Annotated in this window: 21 protein-coding genes; 15 read left to right on the top strand and 6 right to left on the bottom strand. The window is 68.2% G+C overall.

Going from position 1 to position 23754, the window contains the following annotated elements; all coding sequences use genetic code 11:
• Window positions 1–36 precede the first annotated feature (36 nt).
• From ACCD06_RS20235 to ACCD06_RS20215, 5 genes are all read left to right on the top strand, one after another.
• A complete protein-coding gene (locus ACCD06_RS20235) occupies window positions 37–1026 on the top strand; it encodes a TRAP transporter substrate-binding protein (protein WP_413343006.1) in 990 nt (329 codons plus the stop codon).
• A 100-nt stretch (window positions 1027–1126) separates the two neighbouring features.
• Window positions 1127–1732, top strand: a complete 606-nt coding sequence (locus ACCD06_RS20230; protein WP_109157411.1) for a TRAP transporter small permease — start codon at window positions 1127–1129, stop codon at window positions 1730–1732.
• Window positions 1729–3009, top strand: a complete 1281-nt coding sequence (locus ACCD06_RS20225) for a TRAP transporter large permease (RefSeq protein WP_199231050.1) — start codon at window positions 1729–1731, stop codon at window positions 3007–3009. The genes ACCD06_RS20230 and ACCD06_RS20225 overlap by 4 nt, the downstream gene beginning before the upstream one ends.
• A 29-nt stretch (window positions 3010–3038) precedes the next feature.
• The gene (locus tag ACCD06_RS20220) at window positions 3039–4256 is read left to right on the top strand and encodes a CaiB/BaiF CoA transferase family protein (protein ID WP_109157412.1); all 1218 of its coding nucleotides are present in this window, start codon (window positions 3039–3041) and stop codon (window positions 4254–4256) included.
• Window positions 4253–5053, top strand: coding sequence for an enoyl-CoA hydratase/isomerase family protein (locus tag ACCD06_RS20215; RefSeq protein ID WP_109157413.1), 801 nt, complete (start codon window positions 4253–4255; stop codon window positions 5051–5053). The genes ACCD06_RS20220 and ACCD06_RS20215 overlap by 4 nt, the downstream gene beginning before the upstream one ends.
• A 45-nt stretch (window positions 5054–5098) precedes the next feature.
• Here ACCD06_RS20215 and ACCD06_RS20210 read toward each other — a convergent pair whose 3' ends face one another.
• A complete protein-coding gene (locus tag ACCD06_RS20210; protein WP_413343003.1) occupies window positions 5099–6055 on the bottom strand; it encodes a LysR family transcriptional regulator in 957 nt (318 codons plus the stop codon).
• 174 nt (window positions 6056–6229) lie between these two features.
• Here ACCD06_RS20210 and ACCD06_RS20205 point away from each other — a divergent pair, with 174 nt between their 5' ends.
• From ACCD06_RS20205 to argE, 10 genes are all read left to right on the top strand, one after another.
• On the top strand, window positions 6230–7414 hold the full coding sequence (locus ACCD06_RS20205; RefSeq protein ID WP_413343001.1) for an MmgE/PrpD family protein: 1185 nt from the start codon (window positions 6230–6232) through the stop codon (window positions 7412–7414).
• Complete coding sequence (locus ACCD06_RS20200) at window positions 7411–7644, top strand: hypothetical protein (RefSeq protein ID WP_413342999.1); 234 nt, start codon at window positions 7411–7413, stop codon at window positions 7642–7644. The genes ACCD06_RS20205 and ACCD06_RS20200 overlap by 4 nt, the downstream gene beginning before the upstream one ends.
• Window positions 7645–7934: 290 nt before the next feature.
• Window positions 7935–9437 (top strand): ABC transporter substrate-binding protein, encoded by a 1503-nt coding sequence (locus tag ACCD06_RS20195; RefSeq protein WP_247871645.1) that lies wholly within the window; start codon window positions 7935–7937, stop codon window positions 9435–9437.
• A 66-nt stretch (window positions 9438–9503) separates the two neighbouring features.
• On the top strand, window positions 9504–10460 hold the full coding sequence (locus ACCD06_RS20190) for an ABC transporter permease (protein WP_413342997.1): 957 nt from the start codon (window positions 9504–9506) through the stop codon (window positions 10458–10460).
• Window position 10461: 1 nt separating this feature from the next.
• Window positions 10462–11322, top strand: coding sequence for an ABC transporter permease (locus ACCD06_RS20185; RefSeq protein ID WP_109157417.1), 861 nt, complete (start codon window positions 10462–10464; stop codon window positions 11320–11322).
• A gap of 1 nt (window position 11323) precedes the next feature.
• The gene (locus ACCD06_RS20180) at window positions 11324–13456 is read left to right on the top strand and encodes an ABC transporter ATP-binding protein (RefSeq protein ID WP_136702484.1); all 2133 of its coding nucleotides are present in this window, start codon (window positions 11324–11326) and stop codon (window positions 13454–13456) included.
• Between the two features lie 105 nt (window positions 13457–13561).
• Entirely contained in the window at window positions 13562–13981 is a 420-nt protein-coding gene (locus ACCD06_RS20175; protein WP_109157419.1) for a RidA family protein, read from the top strand.
• A gap of 53 nt (window positions 13982–14034) precedes the next feature.
• Window positions 14035–14994, top strand: coding sequence for an agmatinase (locus ACCD06_RS20170; RefSeq protein WP_109157420.1), 960 nt, complete (start codon window positions 14035–14037; stop codon window positions 14992–14994).
• Between the two features lie 36 nt (window positions 14995–15030).
• Window positions 15031–16428: a formimidoylglutamate deiminase gene (locus ACCD06_RS20165; protein ID WP_413342993.1), complete on the top strand. Its 1398-nt coding sequence runs from the start codon at window positions 15031–15033 to the stop codon at window positions 16426–16428.
• Window positions 16429–16459: 31 nt separating this feature from the next.
• Window positions 16460–17608 carry an acetylornithine deacetylase gene (argE, locus tag ACCD06_RS20160; RefSeq protein ID WP_136702486.1) on the top strand — a complete coding sequence of 383 codons (1149 nt, stop codon included), beginning with the start codon at window positions 16460–16462 and terminating at the stop codon, window positions 17606–17608.
• A 22-nt stretch (window positions 17609–17630) separates the two neighbouring features.
• Here argE and ACCD06_RS20155 read toward each other — a convergent pair whose 3' ends face one another.
• From ACCD06_RS20155 to ACCD06_RS20135, 5 genes are all read right to left on the bottom strand, one after another.
• A complete protein-coding gene (locus ACCD06_RS20155) occupies window positions 17631–19079 on the bottom strand; it encodes an NAD-dependent succinate-semialdehyde dehydrogenase (RefSeq protein ID WP_413342991.1) in 1449 nt (482 codons plus the stop codon).
• Between the two features lie 27 nt (window positions 19080–19106).
• Window positions 19107–21191 (bottom strand): 3-hydroxyacyl-CoA dehydrogenase NAD-binding domain-containing protein, encoded by a 2085-nt coding sequence (locus tag ACCD06_RS20150; protein ID WP_413342990.1) that lies wholly within the window; start codon window positions 21189–21191, stop codon window positions 19107–19109.
• Complete coding sequence (locus ACCD06_RS20145) at window positions 21188–22429, bottom strand: ABC transporter substrate-binding protein (protein ID WP_109157425.1); 1242 nt, start codon at window positions 22427–22429, stop codon at window positions 21188–21190. The genes ACCD06_RS20150 and ACCD06_RS20145 overlap by 4 nt, the downstream gene beginning before the upstream one ends.
• Before the next feature lie 105 nt (window positions 22430–22534).
• Window positions 22535–23383: an alpha/beta fold hydrolase gene (locus ACCD06_RS20140; protein WP_413342987.1), complete on the bottom strand. Its 849-nt coding sequence runs from the start codon at window positions 23381–23383 to the stop codon at window positions 22535–22537.
• Window positions 23383–23727: a hypothetical protein gene (locus ACCD06_RS20135; RefSeq protein WP_413342985.1), complete on the bottom strand. Its 345-nt coding sequence runs from the start codon at window positions 23725–23727 to the stop codon at window positions 23383–23385. The genes ACCD06_RS20140 and ACCD06_RS20135 overlap by 1 nt, the downstream gene beginning before the upstream one ends.
• Between the last annotated feature and the right edge of the window lie 27 nt (window positions 23728–23754).

Here is a 23754-nt window from a genome sequence, read left to right as displayed (position 1 = left end):
CGCAACGAGACACCAAACAAAATGGGAGGGACAGTCATGGGCTACACCAAGGCGCTGATCGCGTCGGTCCTGTTCGCCGGTTCGCTGATGGCGGGCGCGGCGCAGGCGCAGGCGCAGACCGAGATCAAGCTTGGCCATGTCGGAGAGCCGGGATCGCTGTTCGACCGCTCCAGCCAGGAATTCGCCCGCATCGCCAACGAGAAGCTGGGCGGGAAGGGCAAGGTGGTGGTCTTCGGCTCCAGCCAGCTCGGCGGCGATTCGGAGATGCTGAAGAAGCTGAAGCTCGGCACCATCGACCTGTCCCTGCCCTCCACCGTCATGTCGTCGGAGGTGCCGGTCTTTGGCTTGTTCGAACTGCCCTATCTGGTCAAGGACCGCGACCACATGGTCCGCATCCGCGACGAGATCGTGACGCCGACCCTGGTGCCGGCGGCGGAAAAGGACGGCTACCACATCCTCGGCGTGTGGGAGAACGGCTTCCGCCAGATCACCAACAGCAAGCGCCCGATCACCAAGCCGGAGGATCTCCAGGGCATCAAGCTGCGCGTGCCCAAGGGGGTGTGGCGGGTCAAGATGTTCAAGGCATATGGCGCCGACCCCAGCCCCCTCGCCTTCTCCGAGATCTTCGTGGCGCTCCAGACCGGGGTGATGGACGGCCAGGAAAACCCGCTCGCCCAGATCTACCCGGCCCGCTTCTACGAGGTGCAGAAGTACCTGTCGATGAGCGACCACGTCTACACCCCGGCCTATCTGACCGCCGGCCGCAGCTGGAAGAAATTCTCGCCCGAAATCCAGAAGGCGCTGACCGAGGCCGCGCAGGAAGTCCAGCCGACCGTCTACAAGATCGCCGCCGAAATGGATGAGGATCTGCTGAAGAAGCTGAAGGAGGCCGGGATGGAGGTCAATCAGGTGGACAAGGCCGCCTTCGTCAAGGCCAGCGCCGGCATCTACAAGAGCTTCGAGGACGAGGTTCCGCAGGGCGGCGAGCTGATCAAGAAGGCGCAGGCGCTGGCCAGCAAGTCCTAGGGCCGGTCCGCCGCGGGGGCGGCCGTCGGCGGCCGCCGCCCAAGCCCGTTGCCCAAGCTCGCCCCCCTTTCAGCCACCCCTTCGGAGGGAAACCGTCGTGATGCTCGACCGTCTGCGCACCGGCTTCGAGTGGGTGCTCGAAACCATCGTCATCCTGCTCGTCTCCGCCCTGACCCTGCTCATCATCGCCGGCTTCGTCTGCCGCTATTTCGGAAGCTCGCTGACCTGGTACGACGAAGTGGCGTCGATCGGGCTGGCGTGGCTGACCTATTACGGCTCGGCGCTGGCCGCGCTGAAGGGCGCGCACATCGGCTTCCCCGGTCTGGTCAACGCGATGCCGCCGTCCTTCCGCCTGCTGGCGACTCTGTTCGCCGAGGCCAGCGTCTTCCTGTTCTTCGGCGTCCTCGCCTGGACCGGCTGGGAGGTGCTGATGGTGCTGGAAGGCGACACGCTGGTCAGTCTGCCGTCGGTGCCGCTGCAACTGACCCAGTCGGTCATCCCGGTGGGCGCCGTGCTGTTCATGATCGCGGAAGCGCTGCGCCTGCCCAGGGTGCTGGCCGACGCCTGCGGCCACGGCTTCGTCGACCACGAGCTGGAAGACGCGCTGGGTGCCGATCTGGCGCGGCCCGAGCCGCCGCGATCCGCCACCGGTGCCGCCACCCCGATCGCCCGCGCCACCGCCTATCCGGAAGGACCGCGCCCATGACCATCGGCTTCATGCTCAGCGGGCTGTTCGCCCTGGTTCTGCTCAACGTGCCGGTCGCCATCGCGCTTGGCCTCGTCGCCATGGCCGCCATCGTGGCGATCCAGGGGTCGGACAATCTGGTCAACGCGGCGCTGGTGATGTTCGACGGCGCCACCAACTTCCCGCTGCTGGCGATCCCGCTGTTCATCCTGGCCGGCGCCATCATGAACGCATCGAGCATTTCGCGCCGGCTGGTCGCTTTCGCCTCCGCCCTGTTCGGCTTCGTCCGCGGCGGACTGGCGATGGTGGTCATCGGCTCGTCGATGTTCTTCGCCGAGATCTCCGGCTCGGCGGTGGCCGGGGTGGCGGCGCTCGGCACCATCCTGATCCCGGCGATGAAGACGCGCGGCTATTCCAGGGAGTTCTCGGCCGCCATCTGCTCGTCGGCGTCGAGCCTTGCCATCATCATCCCGCCGTCGATCCCGATGATCCTCTACGCGGTGATGGCCGAAACGTCGGTGGTCAAGATGTTCGTCGCCGGCATCATCCCCGGCGTGCTCGGCGCGATCGGGCTGGCGGTCGCCGCCTACATCCAGGCGGTGCGCTATGATTTCCCGGTGGAGGAGCAATTCCGCATCTCCCGCCTGCGCGAAACGGCGCGGGAGGCCGCCTGGGCCTTCCTGCTGCCGGTCATCATCCTGGGCGGCATCTTCGGCGGCTTCGTCACCGCGACGGAGGGCGCCGGGCTGGCGGTGGCGGCGGCGCTGTTCATCAGCATCGTGATCTACCGCGAACTCGACCTGCGCGAGCTGCGCAAGGCCTGCCTGGACGGCGGGGTGCAGACCGCCGTGGTGATGCTGCTGGTCGCGGCGTCGGCGCTGATCGGCACCTTTCTGACCGAGGCGCAGCTGCCCCAGGCGCTGGCCCGCAGCATCAGCGAGATCACCACCAACAAATACGCCGTGCTGGCGCTGCTGAACGTCGCCTTCCTGATCCTGGGCATGTTCCTGCATTCGGCGGCGGCAATCATCCTGGTGGTGCCGATCGTCATGCCGCTGATCCACGCGGTCGGCATCGACCCGGTGCATTTCGGACTGGTGGTGACGCTGAACCTCGCCATCGGGCAGCAGACCCCGCCGGTGGCCAGCGTGCTGATCGCTGCCTGCTCCATCGCCCGCACCGACATCTGGGAAACCACCAAGGTCAACCTGCCCTTCATCGGCGTCCTGCTGCTGGTGCTGGCGATCTGCACCTATGTGCCCGCCCTCTCGCTGGGGCTGGTCGACCTGTTCTACTGAAACACTCCAACGCCGAGGACGATTGAGCGATGGCCGATACGGAACAACGGCGCACGGGCGGACCACTCGCCGGCATCAAGGTGGTGGAACTGGCCCACATCATGGCCGGCCCGGTCTGCGGCCTGATGCTGGCCGACATGGGCGCCGACGTGGTGAAGGTGGAGAAGATCCCCGGCGGCGACGACAGCCGCCGCATGGTGCCGCCGACCATCAACGACGAATCCGCCGCCTACATGGCGATGAACCGCAACAAGCGCGGCATCGCGCTGGATCTGAAGACCGACGACGGCAAGCAGGTGCTGCGCCGCCTCATCGCCGGCGCCGACGTGGTGATCGAAAACTACCGCCGCGGCACCATGGAGAAGCTGGGCTTCGGCTATGAGGCGATGCGCGCCATCAACCCAGGCATCGTCTTCTGCGAGATCTCCGGCTTCGGGCGCAGCGGGCCGCTGGCCGACCACGGCGGCTTCGACCTGATCGCCCAGGGCATGAGCGGCCTGATGAGCATCACCGGCGAAGGCCCCGGCCGGCCGCCGGTGAAGGTCGGCGCCCCGGTGACCGACATCACCGCCGGGCTGCTCGGCGCCATGGGCGTCATGGCGGCGCTGGTCGAACGCCAGCGCACCGGCGAGGGGCAGCGGGTCGACACCTCGCTGTTCGAGGCGGGGATCATCCACACCTACTGGCAGTCGGCGATCCGCTTCGCCACCGGGGTCAGCCCCGGTCCGATGGGCTCGGCCCACCCGCTGAACGGCCCCTACCAGGCCTTCCCCACCGCCGACGGCTGGATCACCGTCGGCGCCGCCAACCAGACCAACTGGCTGCGCCTGACCGAGGCGCTGGACGCGCGTTCCCTGCAGGATGATCCGCGCTTCGCCGACAACCCCGGCCGCATGCGTCATCTGGCGGAGCTGGACGAGCTGCTGTCCGCCATCCTGCGGCGACGCACCACGGCCGAGTGGCTGGCGGTTCTGGAGGCGGCCGGCGTCCCGGCCGGACCGGTGCTGAGCATCGCCGACATGCACGAACATCCGCACACGCTGGCCCGCGACATGGTGGTGGAGGTCGAGCACAGCCGGGCCGGGCCGGTGAAGACGCTCGGCCTGCCGATCAAGTTCTCCCGCACCCCCGGCGGCGTGCGCGGCCCGGCCCCGGCGTTCGGTGAGCACAGCCGGGCGGTGCTGGCCGAACTCGGTTACGACCAGGACGCCGTCGAGGCGATGGAACGCGCGCGGGTGGTGGCATGACCGGAACCGATGGACCGATGACGGACGAACTGCTCTACGAGGTGCGCGACGGCATCGCCCGCGTCACCTTCAACCGGCCCCAGGCGCGCAACGCCCTGACCTTCGCCATGTACGACCGGCTGGCGTCGGTCTGCGCCGAGGTCGACGACACGCCGGATATCCGCGCGATGCTGCTGACCGGTGCCGGCGACAAGGCCTTCGCCGCCGGCACCGACATCTCCCAGTTCAGGAGCTTCACGACGGCGGAGGACGCCCTGGCCTACGAAGCGCGGATCGACCGCGTGCTGGGAGCCCTGGAGCGCTGCCGGGTGCCGACCATCGCTGCGGTCGCCGGGGCCTGTACCGGCGGCGGGGCCGGCATCGCCGCCGCCTGCGACCTGCGGATCGGCGCCGCCAGCGCGAAATTCGGCTTTCCCATCGCGCGCACCCTGGGCAACTGCCTGTCGATGGGCAATTACGCCCGGCTGTCGGCGCTGATCGGTCCCGCCCGCGTCACGGAGATGATCTTCACCGCCCGCCTGATCGAGGCCGACGAGGCGAAGGCCATCGGTTTGGTGTCGGAGGTTCTCCCCGACGCGGCGGCGCTGGCGGAGCGCGCCGAAACGCTCGCCCGCACCGTTGCGTCCCACGCGCCTCTGACCCTGCGGGCGACCAAGGAGGCGTTGCGCCGGCTCCGGCAGGGCGGCGATCCGGGGACCGGAGAGGATCTGATCGTGATGTGCTACACGAGCGCGGATTTTCGTGAAGGGATGGACGCCTTCCTGAACAAGCGCCCGCCACGCTGGCGGGGCGAATAGCCCCTCTCAGGAAGCGGGGCTTCGGAGAGTCGCGGTGCGGTTCACTCAGCGTCGGATCATTGGCTTGAGCCAGGGAGAGATGGCGAACACGTCGGTGAAATATCCCTGCTTGATGACTGCGCAACCCGCCTTGTGGATGTTGGCGGGCAGCGAGCCCAGTTCCCCCTTCCGGGTCACCACATGGATCGAGCGGCGGAACCCGGGGGTCGGCAACGGCAGCACGCGCATATGGTTCAGGTGCTGACGGCTTTTCACCAACGCGGTCGGCGGGAGCAGGCTCCATCCCATCTCTTCCGCCACCATCGCCATCACGGTGTCGGTCGCGTCGAAGGCGAAGCTGCGCGGCACCTCCATGCCCAAGCGCCGCAGATGCTGATCCACCAACCGGCCGAGCGCGCTGTCCGTCGTGCTGCGGATCAGCGGCAGGGTCCGGGACAGTGCTCGGAGAGCGACTTCATCGACGACCTCGGGGCAACTGCGCGGCAGCAGCAGCACGAACGGCTCGGTGAGCAGGCACAGACTGTCCACTTGGTCCATGTCGTCGAAGCTGTCATTGGTGAACAGCACATCCAGGCGGCGGGCGAGGAACTGTTCGCGCAGCTGCCCGCACAAACCGGACGCGATGCTGAAGGATGGAACATTGTCGCGCAGCCGCTGAAGCAGCCGGGGAATGAAGGGTGCCGCCAGCGTGTCGATGCAGCCGATGCGCAGTTCCGGCATGAAGGGCGCATCCGTTCCGCCGATGGCAGCCGGCAATTGCCGCGCATCGGTCAGGATGCGGTTGCTCCAATGCCAAAGCCGCTGCCCGGCGGCGGTCAGCGCCATGGGCCTGATGCTGCGGTCGAGCAGCTGGGTGGCGAAGGCGTTTTCCAGTTGGCGCACGACATGCGACACGGCCGATTGTGTCAGCCCCAGCCGCCCGGCGGCGCGGGTCATACTTCCCAACTCGGCGACGGCGACGAACACTTCCAGGGATCCCAGATCGAAGTCGCGGTGATGCATGGGGCTCCCATCTTCGGGTTTGGTGGCGGCTGCACATCGCATACTATCTTATGCCCGATGCTCTCATGAATGCCGCTCATGCCGACCATGAAATAAATTTATCTGGCTGACGATAATTGTGATTTTCGCGGCAGCCTGGGGGACCTGCTTGCACGTTCCGCCGGAGACCCTGCCATGACGCTGCCCCCTGACGATCTCCCTTCCCCCACCGCCGCCGCCCGGCGGATCGGCGATTGGGTGGCGGGGTTGCAACGAAGCGATGTGCCGGAACCGACCGCTGCCGTCGCGCTGGACTGCATCGTTGACACGCTGGGGGTGGCGCTCGCCGGGACCAGGGAGGCGGCCACCCGACTGGCGGCGGACGACGCGCGAGAAAGCTATGCCGTGGGACCATCGCGGCTGCTGATCGGTGGCCGCCTGTGCGCGGAGGGTGCCGCCTTCGCCAATGTCGCGGCCGCCCATGTGCTGGATTTCGACGACAACAGCTATGCCGGCTTCGTCCACGGTTCCGCCGTCGTGGTGCCGACGGCGCTGGCGATGGTCGAGGCGGCCGGCGGTACGGGGGGCGATCTGCTCACCGCCGTTGTGGCCGGTGCGGAGGCGCAATATGCGTTGGCGGAGGCGGTCGGCAACGGGATCTATCATGCCGGCTGGTGGACCACCGCGCTGTTCGGCACCGTCGGTGCTGCCGCCGCCAGCGCGAAGGCTCTCGGGCTGGACGGCCGGACTGCGGCAGACGCCATTGCCTTTGCGCTGTGCGGGACCGGAGGTTTGCGCGCATGCTTCGGCACGGGTGCAAAGCCGCTGCTTGCCGCACAGGCCGCGGCGAACGGAGTGCAAGCTGCCCGGCTGGCCGCGCGAGGCCTGACTGTGCCCCATGGGGTGGTGGAGGATCCGCGCGGTTTCGCCCGGCTGATTGCGGCCGACCATTTCGATCCGACGGCTCTGGATGCGCTCGGACGGCGCTGGCGCCTGCTGGCCCCCGGCATCGACACCAAGCTCTATCCGGTCTGCCTGTCCGCCCATGCCGCCATCGACGCGGTGCGCGACCTGATGGCGGAAGGGGGACTCACGTCCCGTGACATCCGGGCAATCGACTGCCGGGTTCCGCCGGTTGTGGCCGCCAACCTGACCTATCACCGGCCGATGACAGCGGGGGAAGCCCGCTTCAGCCTGCCTTTCGCGGTGGCCTGCGCGATGCTGCACGGAACGCTGGCGCTGGAGCATCTGGATGAGGCGGCACTGGCCGATCCGGTGCTGCGCCAAGCCATGACCTGTGTCTCGATGACAGTCGATCCCTGGTGGAACGCCGATCCCGACCGCGCCCGCACCGCACCGCACCGGAGGGCGCCGAGGTGAGTATCGAGACAATGGAGGGGGAGCGCTTCGTCCGCTTCTGCGCCTCGGCACGCGGCACGGTGGCCCGCCCACTGTCGGCGGCGGAGCATGCCGCCAAATTCCGAACCTGCGCCGCCCGCGCGGTCGGGCTGGACGAAGCGGAACGCCTCCACCGGAAATTGCGCCAACTTGAGGCGGAGTCCGACCTGTCTCGCCTGTTCGACTTCACCCACCATGCCGGCTGTTCATGATGTCGATGAAAATCCGTCATGGTGGGCTGCCGCTCGATCGGCGGCAGCCCGCTTTTTCAACAAGCGGGCCCATCGGACCATTCGCGGAAAACTCAGGAAAACCAGCGGCTTCGTCGAGAGTGCACTGCACAATTTCTATGCGAGGCGGCCGCTTGCCTAAGTTTTAGCCCGATTGTCGCCCGGATTATCGTCCTCCCGCCCCCCTTTCCTCCGGCTGCGGCCTTGTGAGACCGTTTTGATCAAGCAGAAACCAAGGTCCGCCGAAAGGACCGGTAAACAGAGGGGCTTTCATGATGATGCGACGTATGGTGGCGCGGGCCGTGCTCTCGGCCATCCTCCTGTCCGGGACGGCGATGTCGGTCCAGGCCGCGGGTACGCTCAAGGTCTCCGTGGATTCGAACCTGAACACGCTGGATCCCGCCAAAATGAAGGGCGGTCAGGAGTATGTCGCCGCGTATCTGATCTTCAACGGCCTGACCGTCATCGGTCACGACATGACGGTGAAGCCCGATCTGGCCGAACGCTGGGAGCACAGCGACGACCTGAAGACCTGGACCTTCCACCTGCGCAAGGGCGTGAAGTTCCACAACGGCAAAGACCTGGAGGCCGAGGACGTCGTCGCCACCATCGCCCGCATCCAGGACAAGGCGACCGGCTCCACCGCCCGCGTCAATTTCGAGATCGTTGAGTCGATGAAGGCGCTGGACCCCTTGACCGTCCAGTTCCAGTTGAAGAGCCCCTATGCCGGCTTCGCCGAGCTGTTCGGCGAGCGGCAGGCGCGCATCGTGCCGCGCGACGCCGTCGACACACTGGCATCCAAGCCGGTCGGCACCGGTCCGTTCGAGTTCGTCTCCTTCGCCCCCGGCGACCGCATCGTCCTGAAGCGCAACCCCAACTATTTCGAACCCGGCCTGCCGAAGCTGGACGAGGTGGTGGTGCGCATCCTGCCGGAACCGGCGGCCCAGGTGGCGGCGCTGACCACCGGCGAATTGGATCTGGTGTGGAACCTGCCGCTGGAGGCCATCGACAAGATCAAGGCGGACCCGAAGCTGAAGATCGATTCCGTCCCGACCTCGACCTGGGACGGCGTCATCATGAACAATAAGGTGAAGCCGTTCGACGATCCGCGCGTGCGCAAGGCGGTGGCGATGGCGCTCGACAAGCAGGCGATCACCCAGATCGCCCTGTTCGGGCACGGCACGCCGACCCATTCGCCGATCCCGCCAAGCCACCCCTACTACAACAAGGATCTGAAGATCGCGAAGGGCGACCCGGCCGGGGCGAAGAAGCTGCTGGCCGAGGCGGGCTATCCCAACGGGTTTGAGGTCACGCTGCACACGCCGGCCGGCCGCGCCACCCGCGAACGTCTCGGCCTTGCCGTGCGTGAATTGCTGAAGCCGGCGGGGATCACCGTCAATGTTCAGCGCGTGCCTTTCGACGTCTTCCTGAAGGACATCGAAGGCAAGGCCGGCTTCTACATCGACGGATTCTTCAGCCGTCCGACCATCGATACCTCCGTCTATCCCTGGTACCACTCGCGCGGATCGTGGAACACCGCGCTGTGGAACTACTCCAACCCCAAGATGGACACGCTGCTCGACAACGCCCGCCAAGCCAAGAGCGAGGACGAGGCCAAGTCGCTCTACCAGCAGGTCCAGGCGCTGGCGGTGGAGGATTCGCCGGGCGTGATCCCCTACGTCATCAACCACATCAACGGCCTCAGCACCAAGGTGCACGGCTTCCATTCGCACCCGATGATGTTCCTCGACCTGCGCGATGTGTCGGTCGACTGAGGCCGATCGGGAGCCGGCCGCGTCCATGGCGGCCGGTTCCCCCTTCCTCCTTCCGGGGATGCTGCCATGCTTGCCTACACATTGACCCGTCTCGTCTATCTGGCGCTGGTCCTGGCCGTGATGTCGGTCCTGATCTTCCTGGTGACGCAGGCGATGCCCGGCGACGTCGCCTCGATGATCGCCGGCCAGTTCGCCTCCAAGGAGGTGGTGGACGCCATTGCGGTCAAACTTGGCCTCGACCAGCCCTTGATCGTCCAGTACGGGCAATGGGCGGCCGGCATCCTGCGCGGCGACCTCGGCCGCTCGCTGGTGCTCGAACAGCCGATCGCTCCCATCCTGATGGAGGCGCTGGCCCGCTCGCTGGTGCTGGCCGTCGTGGCGCTGGCGGTGGTGGCGGTGGTCGGCATCGGGCTCGGCGTCCTGGCGGCGGTGCAGCGCGGCAAGCCGACCGACCAGCTGGTTTCCGGCATCTCCTACCTCGGCATCGCGGTCCCCGACTTCTTCTGGGCCATCGTGCTGGTGCTGATCTTCGGCAGCTATATGAAGCTGTTGCCGACCGGCGGCTATGCCCCGATCTCCGACGGTTTCCTGCCCTGGGCCTCGCATCTGGTGCTGCCGGTCATCACGCTGGTGCTGATGCTGCTGGCACGCATCGCCCGGCTGACGCGGTCCAGCATGATCGACGTGCTGCAGACCAACTATGTGAAGTTCGCCCGCGCCAAGGGCATGCCGGAATCGGTGGTCATCCTGCGCCATGCGCTGAAGAACGCGCTGCTGCCGACGATCACCGTGCTCGCCATCGACTTCGGCCTGATCCTGGGCGGCGTGGTGGTGATCGAGACGATCTTCTCCTATCCGGGGATGGGCCGGCTTTTGCTGTTCGCCATCCAGCGCCACGACCTGCCGCTGATCCAGGCAACGATCCTCGTGGTCTCCGCCGCCTACTGCCTCGCCAACCTGACCGCCGACCTGCTCTACGCCTATGTGAACCCGAAGATCCGCCACGGCATGAAGGCCGCCTGACATGACCGACGCGTCCCCCGTCCAACTGGCGCCGCGCCGCCGACTGCCTGACCTGCCCGTCTCGCTCATCCTCGGCATTCTTCTGCTTGCCCCTCTGGTGGTGGCCGCCGTCGCCGGCTCCTGGCTTGCCCCCTATCCCTATGACGAAATGAACATCATGAGCCGGCTGCAGCCGCCGGGGGCCGAGTTCTGGTTCGGCACCGACGAATTCGGCCGCGACGTGTTCAGCCGCACCCTGGTCGGCACCGGCAGCTCGCTGGTGATGGGCGTGGCAGCCACAGCGCTGAGTCTGCTGGCCGGCGTGCCGCTTGGGCTGATCGCCGGCTACAAGGGCGGGCGCGTCGGCGAGGCGATCATGCGGGCCATGGACGTGCTGATGTCCTTCCCGCCGATCCTGCTGGGCATCCTGGTGCTGGCCGTCACCCAGCCGGCGCAATGGAAGGCCATCGTCGCCATCGGCATCGTCTATGTGCCGCAGGTGGTCCGCCTGACCCGCGCCATCACGCTGGAGCTGATGCAGGAGGAGTTCATCACCGCCGCCCGCCTGCGCGGGGAGAGCGCCGCCTACATCCTCTTCCATGAAATCCTGCCGAACATCTGGCCGCCACTGGCGGTGGAGGCCAGCCTGCGCGTGGTCTTCGCCATCCTGCTCGGCGCCTCGCTCAGCTTCATCGGCATGGGGGCGCAGCCGCCCTCCTCCGACTGGGGCCTGATGATCAGCGAGGCCCGCCCCTTCGTCGAACAGGCGCCCTGGATCGCGCTGTGCCCCGGCTTCGCGCTGGCCACCGCGGTGATCGGCATCAACCTGCTGGGCGACGGGCTGCGTGCCCTGCTCGACCCGCGCAACACGGGAGCGCACTGAGATGATGACCGCTCCGCAAGCCCGCCCAACCGTCGCCCCGGTGACCGTTCCGGCGTCCGCGCCAGAACCGGCGCCGCTGCTCGAGGTTCGCGGCCTGACCATCAGCTACGGCAACGCCCGCGGCACGCTGCGCGCCGCCAGCGACGTCAGCTTCGCCATCCGTCCCGGCGAGGTGATGGGTCTGGTCGGCGAGTCCGGATCGGGCAAGAGCACCATCGCCATGGCCATCCTCGATCTGCTGGGCGGCGGCGGCCGGGTGGACTCCGGCGAGATCCTGTTCGACGGGACCGATCTGCGCCGATTGTCCGCACCCGAACGCCGGGCGCTGCGCGGGGACAAGATCGCCGCCGTCTTCCAGGATCCCTTCACCTCGCTGAACCCGGCGCTGACCGTCGGCCGCCAGATCGCCGAACCGCTGATCCAGCACAAGGGCTTGTCTCCGCGGCAGGCGGCGGTGCGGGTGCAGGATCTGCTGGCGGAGGTCGGCATCCGCGATCCCCGCCGCGTCGCCGCCGCCTACCCGCACGAGCTGTCGGGCGGCATGCAGCAGCGGGCGCTGATCGCCACCGCGCTCGGCTGCGAGCCCAAGCTGCTGATCCTCGACGAGCCGACCACCGCGCTCGACGTGACGGTGGAGGCCCGCATCATCGATCTGCTGGCAAAGCTGTGCGACAGCCACCAGCTCAGCGCGCTGTTTGTCTCCCACAATCTCGGCATCGTCAACCGCATCTGCCAGACCGTCACCGTCCTCTATGGAGGACTGGTGGTGGAGACGGGACCGACCGGCCGCGTGCTGTCCCGCCCGGCCCATCCCTATGCCAAGGGGCTGGTCGCCGCCCTGCCGCGCATCACCGCCGGCCGGCGCCACCGCCTGCCCTCGATCCCCGGCACGGTCGCCAAGCTGTCCGGGCCGCCCGCCGCCTGCGTCTTCGCCCCGCGCTGCCCCTTCGCCGAGGAGACCTGCCGCAGCCAGCCGCAGGCGATGTACGCGGACGCGGCCGGCGACGGCGTGCGCTGCTGGAAGGCCGATGCCCTGACCGGCACGCCATGGCCGGACGAGGATGCTGCGGCCCGCGCATCCGCCCCGCCAGCACCGGCGCAGCGTTCCGCCCCGCTGGTGGAGGTGGATCATCTGCGCAAGGTCTACGGCGCCAGCCGCTCCATCCTCCCCTGGCTGCGCCGGGCCGGCACCGTGGCGGTGGAGGATGTCTCCTTCACCGTCGGCCGCGGCGAGGTGGTGGGGGTGGTCGGCGAAAGCGGCAGCGGCAAGAGCACCATCGGCCGCGCCCTGCTGGCGCTGACCGAACCCAGCGCCGGCACCGTGCTGTTCGACGGCGCCGACCTGACCCGGCAGGTGAAGCAGGGCGACCAGGATCTGCGCCGGCGCGCCCAGCTGGTCTTCCAGAATTCCGCCGCCTCGCTGAACCCGCGCAAGACGGTGGGGGACGCCATGGACCGGCCGCTGGTGCTGGCCGGCCGGGCGGACGCGGAGGAGCGGCGCAAGACCGTCGCCGGTCTGCTGACCCGCGTTGGGCTGCCGGCCGCCTATGCCGACCGCTACCCGCACGAACTGAGCGGCGGCGAACGCCAGCGCGTCAACATCGCCCGCGCGCTCGCCACCGACCCCGACTTCGTCGTCTGCGACGAGGCGGTGTCGGCGCTCGACGTCTCGGTCCAGGCCAACATCCTGAATCTGCTGGCCGAACTGCGCGACGAGATGGGGCTGTCCTATCTCTTCATCACCCACGACATCGCCGTCGTGTCGCACATCGCCGACCGCGTGCTGGTAGTCTATGGCGGCACCATCTGCGAGGAGGGTCCGACCGGCCGCGTGCTCCGCCCGCCCTACCATCCCTATACCGAGGCGCTGCTGTCCGCGGTGCCACGACTGGCCGAGGATGGTCAGGAGGCGCCACGGATCCTGCTGGAGGACGCGGCCCCCACCCCTGGCGGGCAGGGCTGCGCCTTCGCCGCCCGCTGCCCGCGCAAGCTGGGTGCGGTCTGCGACGAACAGGCTCCACCGGTCCACCGGACGGACGACGGCCACCGCATCGCCTGCCACATCCCGCTGGCGACGCTGGCCGAACGCGCCGCGGTCTTCCCGGAACTGGCCGGCGACACCCCGCTCCGCTGACCGGTCCATTCTGAACGCCTAGTCCACCGGCGCACCCCACCAGGGGCGCCGGGCGCCACCTCCTTGCCTCTTTACCCAACCCCAAACCTAGCCAGGGCTTCCGCCATGACCGTCCACACCCGCATCCGCCAGTTCAACACCAAGAAGACCTATCCCGAGCAGTCGATTGACAACGACCTGTGCCAGACCGTCGTCGCACGCGGCACCATGGTCTTCGTCCGCGGCCAGATCGGCCAGAACCTCGACACCAGCGAAAGCGTCGCCGTCGGCGATGCCGCCGGCCAGACCGAGCAGGCTATGTCCAACATCAAGATGCTGCTGGAGGAGGCCGGTTCGTCGCTGGAGCACATCTGCAAGATCACCGTCTACATCACCGATCCGCGCTACCGCGAGCCGGTCTACCGCACCATCGGCAAGTGGCTGAAGGGCGTCTATCCCGTGTCCACCGGTCTCGTGATCAGCGCGCTCGCCCGCCCGGAATGGGTGGTGGAGGTCGATGCAATCGCGGTGATTCCCGACGCCTGACGCGCCGGCTCCTCCACCAGCTGTCCCGCCAACCGACAAGAAGAACCGCCACCATGAGCACCAGCCTGACCAACCCGCCGCGCCGCGAACTGCAGAGCTTCCTCGACTTTCCGATCTGCACCGACATCGACCAGCTCGACGGCCATATCGGCATCCTCGGCATCCCCTACGGCGATCCCTATTCGATCGACGAGGTGACCAACGACCAGACCAATGCCCCGACCTGGGTGCGCCGCTACACCGAGCGGGCGCTGCGCAAGCTGGAACGCTGGGACTTCGACATCGGCGGTCCGCTCCTGGGCGGCAAGGACATCAAGGTGGTGGATTGCGGCGACGTGAAGGCCGATCCCCGCGACCTCGACCTGCATTACCGCAATGCCGAGGCGGTGGTGCGCCGGATGCTGGCCAAGGGCATGCTGCCCATCGTCATCGGCGGCGACCACGGCATCCCGATCCCGGTGCTGCGCGCCTATGACGACCAGGGGCCGATCACCCTGGTCCACATCGACGCCCATCTGGACTGGCGCGACGACGTCAACGGCGCCCGCAACGGCTATTCCAGCCCGATCCGCCGTGCCGCCGAGATGGACCATATCGGCCAGATCTTCCAGATCGGCCTGCGTTCCGCCGGCAGCGCCCGGCCGGAGGAGGTCGAGGCCGCGCTGTCCTACGGCGCGGTGCTGGTCCCCGACGTTGAATTGCAGGACATCGGCATGAAGGCGGTGCTCGATCGCATCCCCGACGGCGGCCGCTACTACCTGACCATCGACGCCGACGGCATGGATCCGACCATCATGCCGGCGGTCAACGGTCCGGCGCCGGGCGGCGTCACCTATCCGCAGATCCGCACCCTGATCCACGGGCTGGTGGCCAAGGGCCGCGTCGTCGGCATGGACATCGTGGAGATCACGCCGAAGAAGGACCTCAACGGCATCACCGCCATCACCGCCGGCCGCATCATCTGCAACCTGATCGGCAAGACCATCCAGGCCGGCTATTTCGACGCCAAGTGACGGCGATAGGGCGAGTATGATTGGGAGGACCCGACGATGACCGCCGCGCGCCGGCTCGACCGGCTTTTCTGCCACCGGGCGCTGCTGGCCGGCGGCTGGGCGTCGGGGGTGCTGCTGCGCTTCGACGCGCAGGGGCTGATCGCCGCCATCGAAACAGGGTTGGACAAGCCGCCTGCCGGGGTGGAGCGGGCCGCCGGGCCGGTCATCCCCGGCATGCCCAACCTGCACAGCCATGCCTTCCAGCGGGCAATGGCCGGCCTGACCGAGCGGGCCGGGCCGGCCGAGGACAGCTTCTGGACCTGGCGGGAGGTGATGTACGGCTTTGTCCGCCGCATCGACCCCGACGAGTTCCAGGCGGTGGCGGCGATGGCCTACGCCGAGATGCTGGAGCGGGGCTATACCTCGGTGGCGGAATTCCATTACCTCCACCACGCCCCCGACGGCCGGGCCTATGCCGATCCGGCCGAGATGTCGATGCGCATCCTGGCCGCGGCGGACGCCACCGGCATCGGGCTGACCCATCTGCCGGTGCTCTACGCCCAGGGCGGTTTCGGCGGACAGCCGGCGGGCGAGGGGCAACGGCGTTTCCTCAACTCCCCCGACCGGCTGCTGGACATCGCCGCCGCCTGCCGCGCGGCACCCGGCGACCATCGCATCGGTCTGGCTCTGCATTCCCTGCGCGCCGTATCGCCGGAGGCCGCCGAGGCGGTGCTGGACGGACTGTCGGCGCTCGACCCCACGGCCCCGATCCACATCCATGTCGCCGAGCAGACGGCGGAGGTCGACGCCAGCCTTGCCTGGTCGGGACGGCGGCCGGTGGAATGGCTGCTCGACCGCGGTTGGCCGGGGCCGTCCTGGTGCCTCGTCCACGCCACCCACGTCACGCCGGCTGAGGTGGCGGGCATTGCGGCCTCAGGCGCCGTCGTGGGACTCTGTCCGACGACGGAAGCAGACCTCGGCGATGGGCTGTTCCCGGCGCGCGACTTCCTGGCGCAGGACGGGCGCTTCGGCATCGGCTCCGACAGCCAGATCATCATCGATGTGGCGGAGGAGCTGCGCCTGCTGGAATTCGGACAGCGGCTGACTGCGCGGCGGCGCAACCTGCTGGCGTCGCATCCGGGCAGCTCGACCGGAGCGGATCTCTACCGGACCGCTGTCGCTGGAGGGGCGCAGGCGCTGGGCCTGCCGGAGCTGGCGGGCGGACTCAAGGTTGGACAGCGCGCCGATCTGGTGGTGCTCGATCCGGACGATCCGCGGCTCTACGGCCGCAGCGACGACACACTTCTCGACACCTATGTCTTTGCCGGCGCCCTAAATCCCGTGCGCGACGTGGTGGCCGGCGGGCGGCTGGTGGTGCGCGACGGCCGGCATGTCGATGCCGACGCGATCCGCAACGGCTGGCGCCGCGCCGTCGATCGGCTGCACGCGGCTTGATTGAATTTCCGAACGAACAGGGACGATTCCGATGACGGCAACCATCGACATCCTCGACCGGCTGGTGGCCTTCAACACCGTCAGCCGCGACAGCAACCTCGACCTGATCCACTGGGTGCGGGAGAGGCTGGAAGCCGCCGACGCGGCGACATGGCTGGTGCCGAGCGAGGATGGACGCAAGGCCAACCTGTTCGCGACGCTGGGGCCGGCGGACCGTCCCGGCGTCCTGCTGTCCGGACACAGCGACGTGGTGCCGGTCGAGGGGCAGGCCTGGACCAGCGATCCCTTCCGGCTGACCCGCCGCGACGGCAAGCTGTTCGGCCGGGGCACCGCCGACATGAAGGGCTTCATCGCCGCGGCCCTCGCCTTGTTCGACCGCGCCGCCGGACGGACCCTGTCCCAGCCGCTGCATCTGGCGCTGTCCTATGACGAGGAGGTCGGCTGCCTCGGCGTCCGGCGCCTGATCGAGATGATGGCCGCCCTGCCCGTCCGCCCGCGCTTCTGCATCGTCGGCGAGCCAACCGGCATGCAGGTGGTTACCGCCCATAAGGGCAAGACCGCTCTGCGTGCCGAATGCCACGGCGTCGAATGCCATTCGAGCTTGGCGCCACAGGGCTTGAACGCCATCCATATGGCGAGCGACCTGCTGAGCGGCCTGCGCCGCATCCAGAAACGACTGAGTGACGAAGGCGCCCATGACAACGCCTATGATGTACCCTGGACCACGATCCATGCCGGGGTCATCCACGGTGGCGAGGCACTGAACATCGTGCCGAACCGCTGCCGCCTCGACTTCGAAATCCGCCATCTGCCGCAGGATCCGGTGGAACCGCTGCTGGACCACGTCCAGGCGGAGGCCGACGCCATCGTCCGGCGCCTGCGTTCCGATTTCCCGTCCGCCGGTCTGACCATCACCGAGCTGTCCAGCTATCCGGCGCTCGACACCGACGGCACTGCCGAGGTGGTGGCCTTCGTCAAATCGCTGACCGGCGGCAACAGCACCGGAAAGATCTCCTTCGGAACGGAAGGCGGACTGTTCCAACGGCGGCTGTCGATGCCCACCGTGGTGTGCGGCCCCGGCAGCATCGGCGAAGCCCACAAGCCCGACGAGTTCATCGCCGAGGACCAATTGGCCGCCTGCGACCGCATGCTGGACGCTCTGCTCGTCCAGATGGCCTGACGCCGCTCCGCATCCCTCCCGATCAATGGGGCGCCTGGCTGACGAACTTCACCTGTTCGAATGCCTGGAACCCTTCGGTTCCGCCCTCCAGTCCGATGCCGCTGTCCTTGATGCCGCCGAAGGGTGTTTCCGGATGCGAGACCACCCAGTGGTTCACCACGACATTGCCGCATTCAATGTCCGCCACCAGCCGGTCGGCGAGCGCCAGATCGCGGGTAAAGACGTAGGAGGCCAGCCCGAGCGACAGGCGGTTCGCCAGCGCCACCGCCTCGTCCGCATCCCGGAAGGAGGCAATCAGCGCCAGCGGTCCGAACGGCTCTTCACCGGCGGCCCGGCAGGCGGCGGTGACACCGGTCAGCACCGTCGGCTGATAGTAGAAGCCGGAACCGTCGATGCGGGCACCGCCGGCCGCCACCGTCGCGCCGTTCCGCCGGGCATCCTCCACCAGCGCATCGATCGCCGCCAGCCGGCGGGCATTCTGCACCGGTCCCATCTGCGTTGCGGGATCGAACGGATCGCCCACGCGGATCGCGGATGCGGCCTCGGCGAAAGCGGCGGCGAAGCGGTCATGGATCGCTTCGTGTACATAGAAGCGGGTCGGCGACGTGCAAATCTGCCCGGAACTCCGGAACTTGGCGGCGGCGGCGCTGCGGGCCACCGCCTCGACATCCACGTCGGGAAAAACCAGCACCGGGGCGTGGCCGCCCAGTTCGAACACGCCGCGCTTCATGGTCCGCGTCGCCAGGGCTGCCAGATGCTTGCCAACGGGGATCGAACCGGTGAAGGACACCATACGGATCGCCTCAGCCTCCAACAGCCGCTCGGCCACTGCGCCGGGGTTACCGAACAGCATGTTGGCGACCCCGCCCGGCAATCCGGCCTCGGCCAGCGCGCGGGCGATGAACAGGGCGGCCGCCGGGGTTCCTTCCGACGGCTTGATGACGATGGAGCAGCCCGCTCCCAGCGCGCCGGCGATCTTGCGCGCCGGCGTGATCGCCGGGGCGTTCCAGCCGCTGAAGGCCGCCACCGGCCCGACCGGCTCGCGCAGCGCCATCAGCCGGTGGCCCGGCGTGCGGGGCGGGATGATGCGGCCATAGGACCGGCGGCATTCCTCGGCCGCCCAGTCGAACATGCCGGCCGCCGTCTCGACCTCGCGCGCGGCCTCGAGGATCGGCTTGCCCAGTTCCAGCGCGATCAGCGCAGCGAGTCCACCTGCATCCGCCCGGATCAGATCGGCCGCGCGGCGCAGCAGCGCCGACCGCTCGACGGCACTGGTCCGCCGCCAGACCCGGAAGCCGTCGGCCGCAGCGGCGACCGCCGCATCCACATCGTCGGCGCCGGCATTGGGCAGCAGCCCAAGCGTCGCACCGGTCGACGGGTTGATCACCGGTTCGCAGGAACGATCCCCGGCCTCGATCCAGCGCCCACCGATCCACAGGCGAAGGTCAGGATAGGTGGTGTTCGTCATCATCGCCTCGATACAGCAAAGTTGATGGACTCAGACGGCGGGAATCATGCCCGGATCGCAGCGCCGGAAACCCGGCCCGCTGAGGTCTGCCAACCGCGCCAGTTCAGCCCTGAGCCACGACGGATCCTGGCGGGTGGCCCAGAACAGCGGCCCACCCTCCCAGGCCGGGAAGCCGTAGCCGTTGACCAGCACGAGGTCGATGTCCGACGCGCGGGCGGCCACGCCTTCGGACAGCAGACAGGCGGCCTCGTTGACCATGGTCAGCAGCACCCGGCCGACGATCTCCTCGTCCGGGATAGCGCGGCGGACGATGCCCTTGGCGCTCGACGCCGCTTCGATCAGCGCAGTAACCTCCGGATCCGTTTCGCCACGCTTGGCACCGGGTGGATAGCGGTAATAGCCGGCGCCGGTCTTGCGGCCAAGCCGTCCGGCCTCGCAAAGCCGGTCAGGAATCTCGACATAGCGGGCTGCCGGGTCCCACGTCGCCGACTGTTGCCGCCGCATCCGCCAAGCGATGTCCAGTCCCGACAGATCGGCGACCGCGAACGGCCCCATGGCGAAGCCGAAGCGTTCCAGGGCTGCGTCGACCCCCGCAGGCAGGGCGCCTTCTTCGATCAGGAATTCGCATTGGCGGCGGTAGGCGGCATAGATCCGGTTGCCGATGAAGCCGAAGGCGTTGCCTGCGACCACTGGCAGCTTGCCCAGCCGTTTCGCCAGCGCGAGGGCGGTCGCCAGAACGTCGGGCGAGGTCTTCGCCCCGCGGACCACCTCCAGCAGACGCATGACGTTGGCCGGGCTGAAGAAATGCAGCCCGACCACATCCCGCGGCCGGCTGGTCGCCGCCGCGATGGCGTCGAGGTCCAGGTAGGAGGTGTTCGATGCCAGCACGGCGCCCGGCGCCAGCACGGAGTCGAGCCGGCGGAACAGGTCCTGCTTGACCTCCAGATCCTCGAACACGGCTTCGATCACCAGATCGGCAGTGGCGAGCGCCGCGATGTCGATCGTCGGTTCGAGTGCCGCAAGCCGCTTCCCGGCCGCCTCCGCGCTCAGCTTTCCACCATCGACACGGCGCGCGTAGTGGTCGCGCAGCCGGGCCAATCCGGTGTCGAGCGCTCCGGCGCCGTTTTCCAGCAGGGTCACCGGCAGACCGGCATCCAAGGCAGCGATGACGATCCCGGTCCCCATGGTGCCGGCACCGACCACGCCGATCCGCTCCAACCGCCGCGGCGCCACGCCCTCCAGTTCCGCAAGGCGGGCCGCGTCCCGTTCGGCGAAGAACAGGTGGCGGCGGGCAAAGGCCTCCGTCTCCAGGCGCAGCCGTTGGAAAACCGCGCGCTCCTCCGCCAAGGCTTCGTCCAGCGGACGCTCTGCCGCGGCACGGACGGCACGGATCGCCTCGATCACCGGAGGACGCCCACGGCCCGCCCGCAGGGCGGCCACGGCGGCTGCCTCGATAAACTCGGCCGGCTCGGCCGGGACAGGCTTGTCAGCCGCCCGGCATTTGCGTCCCGCAAGGCTCCGTGCATGCGCGACGGCGGCGGTGCGCACCGCCTCCACCCCATCGTCGCTCGCCAGCGCGTCGACGAGGCCGAGCGCCAGCGCGTCAGCGGCGGCCAGGCGTCGGCCTTCGCAGATCAACGCGATGGCGGTGGAGAGGCCGACCAGACGCGGCAGGCGCTGGGTGCCGCCGGCACCGGGAATCATGCCCAGCGTCACCTCCGGCAGGCCAACCCGCGTGCCGGGCGCAGCGACGCGGGCGTCGCAGCCCAGCGCCAGCTCGAACCCACCGCCAAGCGCCGCACCGTGCAGGGCGGCGACCACCGGTTTCGCGCAAGCCTCGATGGCGGCGATAACGGCAGGCAGCTGCGGGTCCTCCAGAGGCTGGCCGAACTCGCGCAGATCGGACCCGGCGATGAAGGTCCTGCCGGCGCCGATCAGCACCGCCGCTTCCAGTTCGGGATCCGCCGCGAGCGTCGTGACGGCGTCCAGCAGCCCGCGCCGCACGGCGGTGGATCCGGCGTTGACCGGCGGGTTGTCGATGACGATCACCGCCACCCCGCCGTCGCGCTCCAGCCGGACCGTTCCACCGGCCCGGTCGTCCGGCCTGCCGGTCACTTCGCCACCAGCGGACAGCCGCCCTGATCCATCGGACGGAAGGCCTTGTCGCCGGGCACCGTCTCCAGGACCTTGTAATAGTCCCAAGGGCCTTTCGATTCCGACGGCTTCTTCACCTGCATCAGATACATGTCGCGGATCACCCGGCCGTCAGGGCGGATGGAGCCGTTCTTGGTGTAGAAGTCGTTGATCGGCATCTTGCGCATCTGTTCGGCCACCTTGGTGGCGTCATCGCTGTCGATCGCCTGGATCGCCTTCAGATAATGGGTGACGGCGCCATAGACCGCCGCCTGCAGTCCGCCGGGCGCCCGGCCGTTGAAACGGTCCATGAAGCGCTTGCTCCAGGCCCGCGTCTCATCATTCATGTCCCAATAGAAGCTTTCGGCGAAGGTCAGACCCTGCGCGCTCTCCAGCCCCAGTGCATGGATGTCGGGCAGGTTGACCAGCAGCGCCGCCATCGTCTTGCCGCTGGCGGTGATGCCGAACTCGTTCGCCTGCTTGACCGCGTTGATCATGTCGGCTCCGGCATTCGCCAGCCCGACCACGGTGGCCGATGACGCCTGCGCCTGCAACAGATAGGAGGAGAAGTCCGCAGTGTTGAGCGGCGCCCGCACCGCCCCGACGACGGTACCGCCGTTGGCCTTGACCACACGGGTCGCCTCGCCTTCCAGCGCGTGGCCGAAGCTGTAGTCGGCGGTCAGGAAATACCAGTCCTTCAAGCCGCGCTTGACCAGGGCGGTGGTGGCGACGGTCGGCAGGGCATAGTTGTCGTAGGCCCAATGCACGCCGACAGGCGAGCAGGCCTTGCCGGTCAACTCCGGCGTGCCGGGGCCGGTCGCCAGGAACATCCGGTTCTTGTCGCGGGAAATGCCCTGGACGGAGAGCGCCACGGCGGACGACACCACTTCGGTGATCGCATCGACGCCCTCGACGTCATACCAGCGTCGCGCGATGCCGGATCCAACGTCCGCCTTGTTCTGATGGTCGGCCGAGACGATCTCGATTGCCGCACCATTGACCTTGCCGCCGAAATCCTCGGCCGCCATCTGGGCGGCCAGCACGGCTCCGGCACCGACATTGTCGGAATAGGGGCCGGACATGTCGGTCAGCACGCCGATCTTCACCGTCTTGCCTGAAATCTCGGCGGCCGCACCGCCAGCCAGGCCGATGGTCAGCGCAGCGACAGCCGTGGCGGTCAGCGCCCGCAGACCGGGCACTCGAACAGTGATGGCACGCATGAATGGTCCCTCCCCGGGATATTGATGGCCGCCGCCCTTGTTGCGGGCGGCGGGCGGTTATTGTCGAAGCGATGGTGGCCGGAACGCTTGCTGTCGGAACGGCACTCAGCGGTGGGCGATTTCGTTCAGCACTGGCAGCAGATGGGCGCTGAAGCCGTCCGGGTCCTCGCTCATCGGGAAATGGCCCAGCCCCGGCATGATCGATACGGTGGCGCCGGGAATGCAGGCGGCGGTTTCCAGCGTGTCGGCCGGAGAGCAGGAATAGTCGTATTCCCCGGTCAGCAGATAAAGCGGGCAGCGGCTGGTGTCGATCTCGCTCAGCCGGTGGCGGATGTCGCCGTCCACCTTGTAGAAATAGAGGTCGCCCTTGAAGATGCCCGGTCCGCCCTGCATGTAGTGCCAGACCGTTTCCCAGCGGTGGGCGTCGGGCGCGTTCGGCCCGACCAGCCCGGCGGCGATGGCGGCGCAGACCTCCCCGCCGTTCACGTCCGGATGATGCAGCCAAGTCGTGTCGTAATAGGGATGGACGTGGGCGGAGGATTGCAGCCCGATGATGGCACGGAACTCCTCGGCATGTTCCATCGCCAGATGCAGCGCGATCCGCCCGCCGATGGAGCAGCCCATCGCCACCGGCCGATCCAGTTCCAGCGCCCGGCAGACCGTCAGGATGATGTCGGTGTAGTCGGCGCTGGTCAGCTGGTAGTCGCCGTCCTGCCAGCCGGCGGGCGGCGAGGATTTGCCGTGCCAGGGCAGATCGAAGGCGATGACGCGGAAATCGCGCGTGATGCGCGGGTCGTTCAGGATCCCGCGGAACTGGCGCCCGTCCGACCCGGCGGTGTGCAGGCAGACCAGCGGGATGCCCTGTCCCGCCTCCTCGAAATAGATTCGATGTTCGCGGCCCTTGTAGTCCAGCCGCATGTAACGTCCGGTGATGGATTCGATCGTCGCACGCATCAGGCGGTTTCCTTCGGGCTGCGCAGGCTGGCCATCACGTCCTTGATGTAGAGGAGGTTGGCCATGAAGGGCTGGAGGTTGCCGGACAGGGTCAGGTCCCCCCGCCGCAGCAGGGCGAACAGATCGTGGAAGCCCGGCGGCGGCAGCGGCTGCCAGAAGCGCTCCAGCGCATCGGCCGGGCAGGACAGGCCGAAGGTCCAGGACGGCATGACGAACGGCCCCTTGCGAACCTCGGCGATCCGCCCGCGGTCGATGGAGATCAGATAGGCGTCGGCGCCGATGTCCAGCCGCATCACCGCGGTCAGGAAACGGCCGCGATGGACGAGCCGTTCATTGGCGTTCACAATCTCCGGTAGTGATAGCACATCCGG

Source organism: Azospirillum sp. CT11-132 (genome assembly GCF_047302835.1).
Taxonomy (GTDB): Bacteria; Pseudomonadota; Alphaproteobacteria; order Azospirillales; family Azospirillaceae; genus Azospirillum.
The sequence above is the reverse complement of the archived record's forward strand: the minus strand, read 5'-3'. Positions and strand labels throughout refer to the sequence as shown.

Excerpts from the sequence above, each read along its gene's own strand:
- ACCD06_RS20185 (WP_109157417.1), top strand. The coding sequence starts at position 10,462 with ATGACCGACGCGTCCCCCGTCCAACTGGCGCCGCGCCGCCGACTGCCT.
- ACCD06_RS20215 (WP_109157413.1), top strand. The coding sequence starts at position 4,253 with ATGACCGGAACCGATGGACCGATGACGGACGAACTGCTCTACGAGGTG.
- ACCD06_RS20180 (WP_136702484.1), top strand. The coding sequence starts at position 11,324 with ATGATGACCGCTCCGCAAGCCCGCCCAACCGTCGCCCCGGTGACCGTT.
- argE (WP_136702486.1), top strand. The coding sequence starts at position 16,460 with ATGACGGCAACCATCGACATCCTCGACCGGCTGGTGGCCTTCAACACC.
- ACCD06_RS20155 (WP_413342991.1), bottom strand. The coding sequence starts at position 19,079 with ATGATGACGAACACCACCTATCCTGACCTTCGCCTGTGGATCGGTGGG.
- ACCD06_RS20175 (WP_109157419.1), top strand. The coding sequence starts at position 13,562 with ATGACCGTCCACACCCGCATCCGCCAGTTCAACACCAAGAAGACCTAT.
- ACCD06_RS20210 (WP_413343003.1), bottom strand. The coding sequence starts at position 6,055 with ATGCATCACCGCGACTTCGATCTGGGATCCCTGGAAGTGTTCGTCGCC.
- ACCD06_RS20170 (WP_109157420.1), top strand. The coding sequence starts at position 14,035 with ATGAGCACCAGCCTGACCAACCCGCCGCGCCGCGAACTGCAGAGCTTC.
- ACCD06_RS20220 (WP_109157412.1), top strand. The coding sequence starts at position 3,039 with ATGGCCGATACGGAACAACGGCGCACGGGCGGACCACTCGCCGGCATC.
- ACCD06_RS20195 (WP_247871645.1), top strand. The coding sequence starts at position 7,935 with ATGATGATGCGACGTATGGTGGCGCGGGCCGTGCTCTCGGCCATCCTC.
- ACCD06_RS20140 (WP_413342987.1), bottom strand. The coding sequence starts at position 23,383 with ATGCGTGCGACGATCGAATCCATCACCGGACGTTACATGCGGCTGGAC.
- ACCD06_RS20235 (WP_413343006.1), top strand. The coding sequence starts at position 37 with ATGGGCTACACCAAGGCGCTGATCGCGTCGGTCCTGTTCGCCGGTTCG.
- ACCD06_RS20205 (WP_413343001.1), top strand. The coding sequence starts at position 6,230 with ATGACGCTGCCCCCTGACGATCTCCCTTCCCCCACCGCCGCCGCCCGG.
- ACCD06_RS20165 (WP_413342993.1), top strand. The coding sequence starts at position 15,031 with ATGACCGCCGCGCGCCGGCTCGACCGGCTTTTCTGCCACCGGGCGCTG.
- ACCD06_RS20230 (WP_109157411.1), top strand. The coding sequence starts at position 1,127 with ATGCTCGACCGTCTGCGCACCGGCTTCGAGTGGGTGCTCGAAACCATC.
- ACCD06_RS20145 (WP_109157425.1), bottom strand. The coding sequence starts at position 22,429 with ATGCGTGCCATCACTGTTCGAGTGCCCGGTCTGCGGGCGCTGACCGCC.
- ACCD06_RS20225 (WP_199231050.1), top strand. The coding sequence starts at position 1,729 with ATGACCATCGGCTTCATGCTCAGCGGGCTGTTCGCCCTGGTTCTGCTC.
- ACCD06_RS20190 (WP_413342997.1), top strand. The coding sequence starts at position 9,504 with ATGCTTGCCTACACATTGACCCGTCTCGTCTATCTGGCGCTGGTCCTG.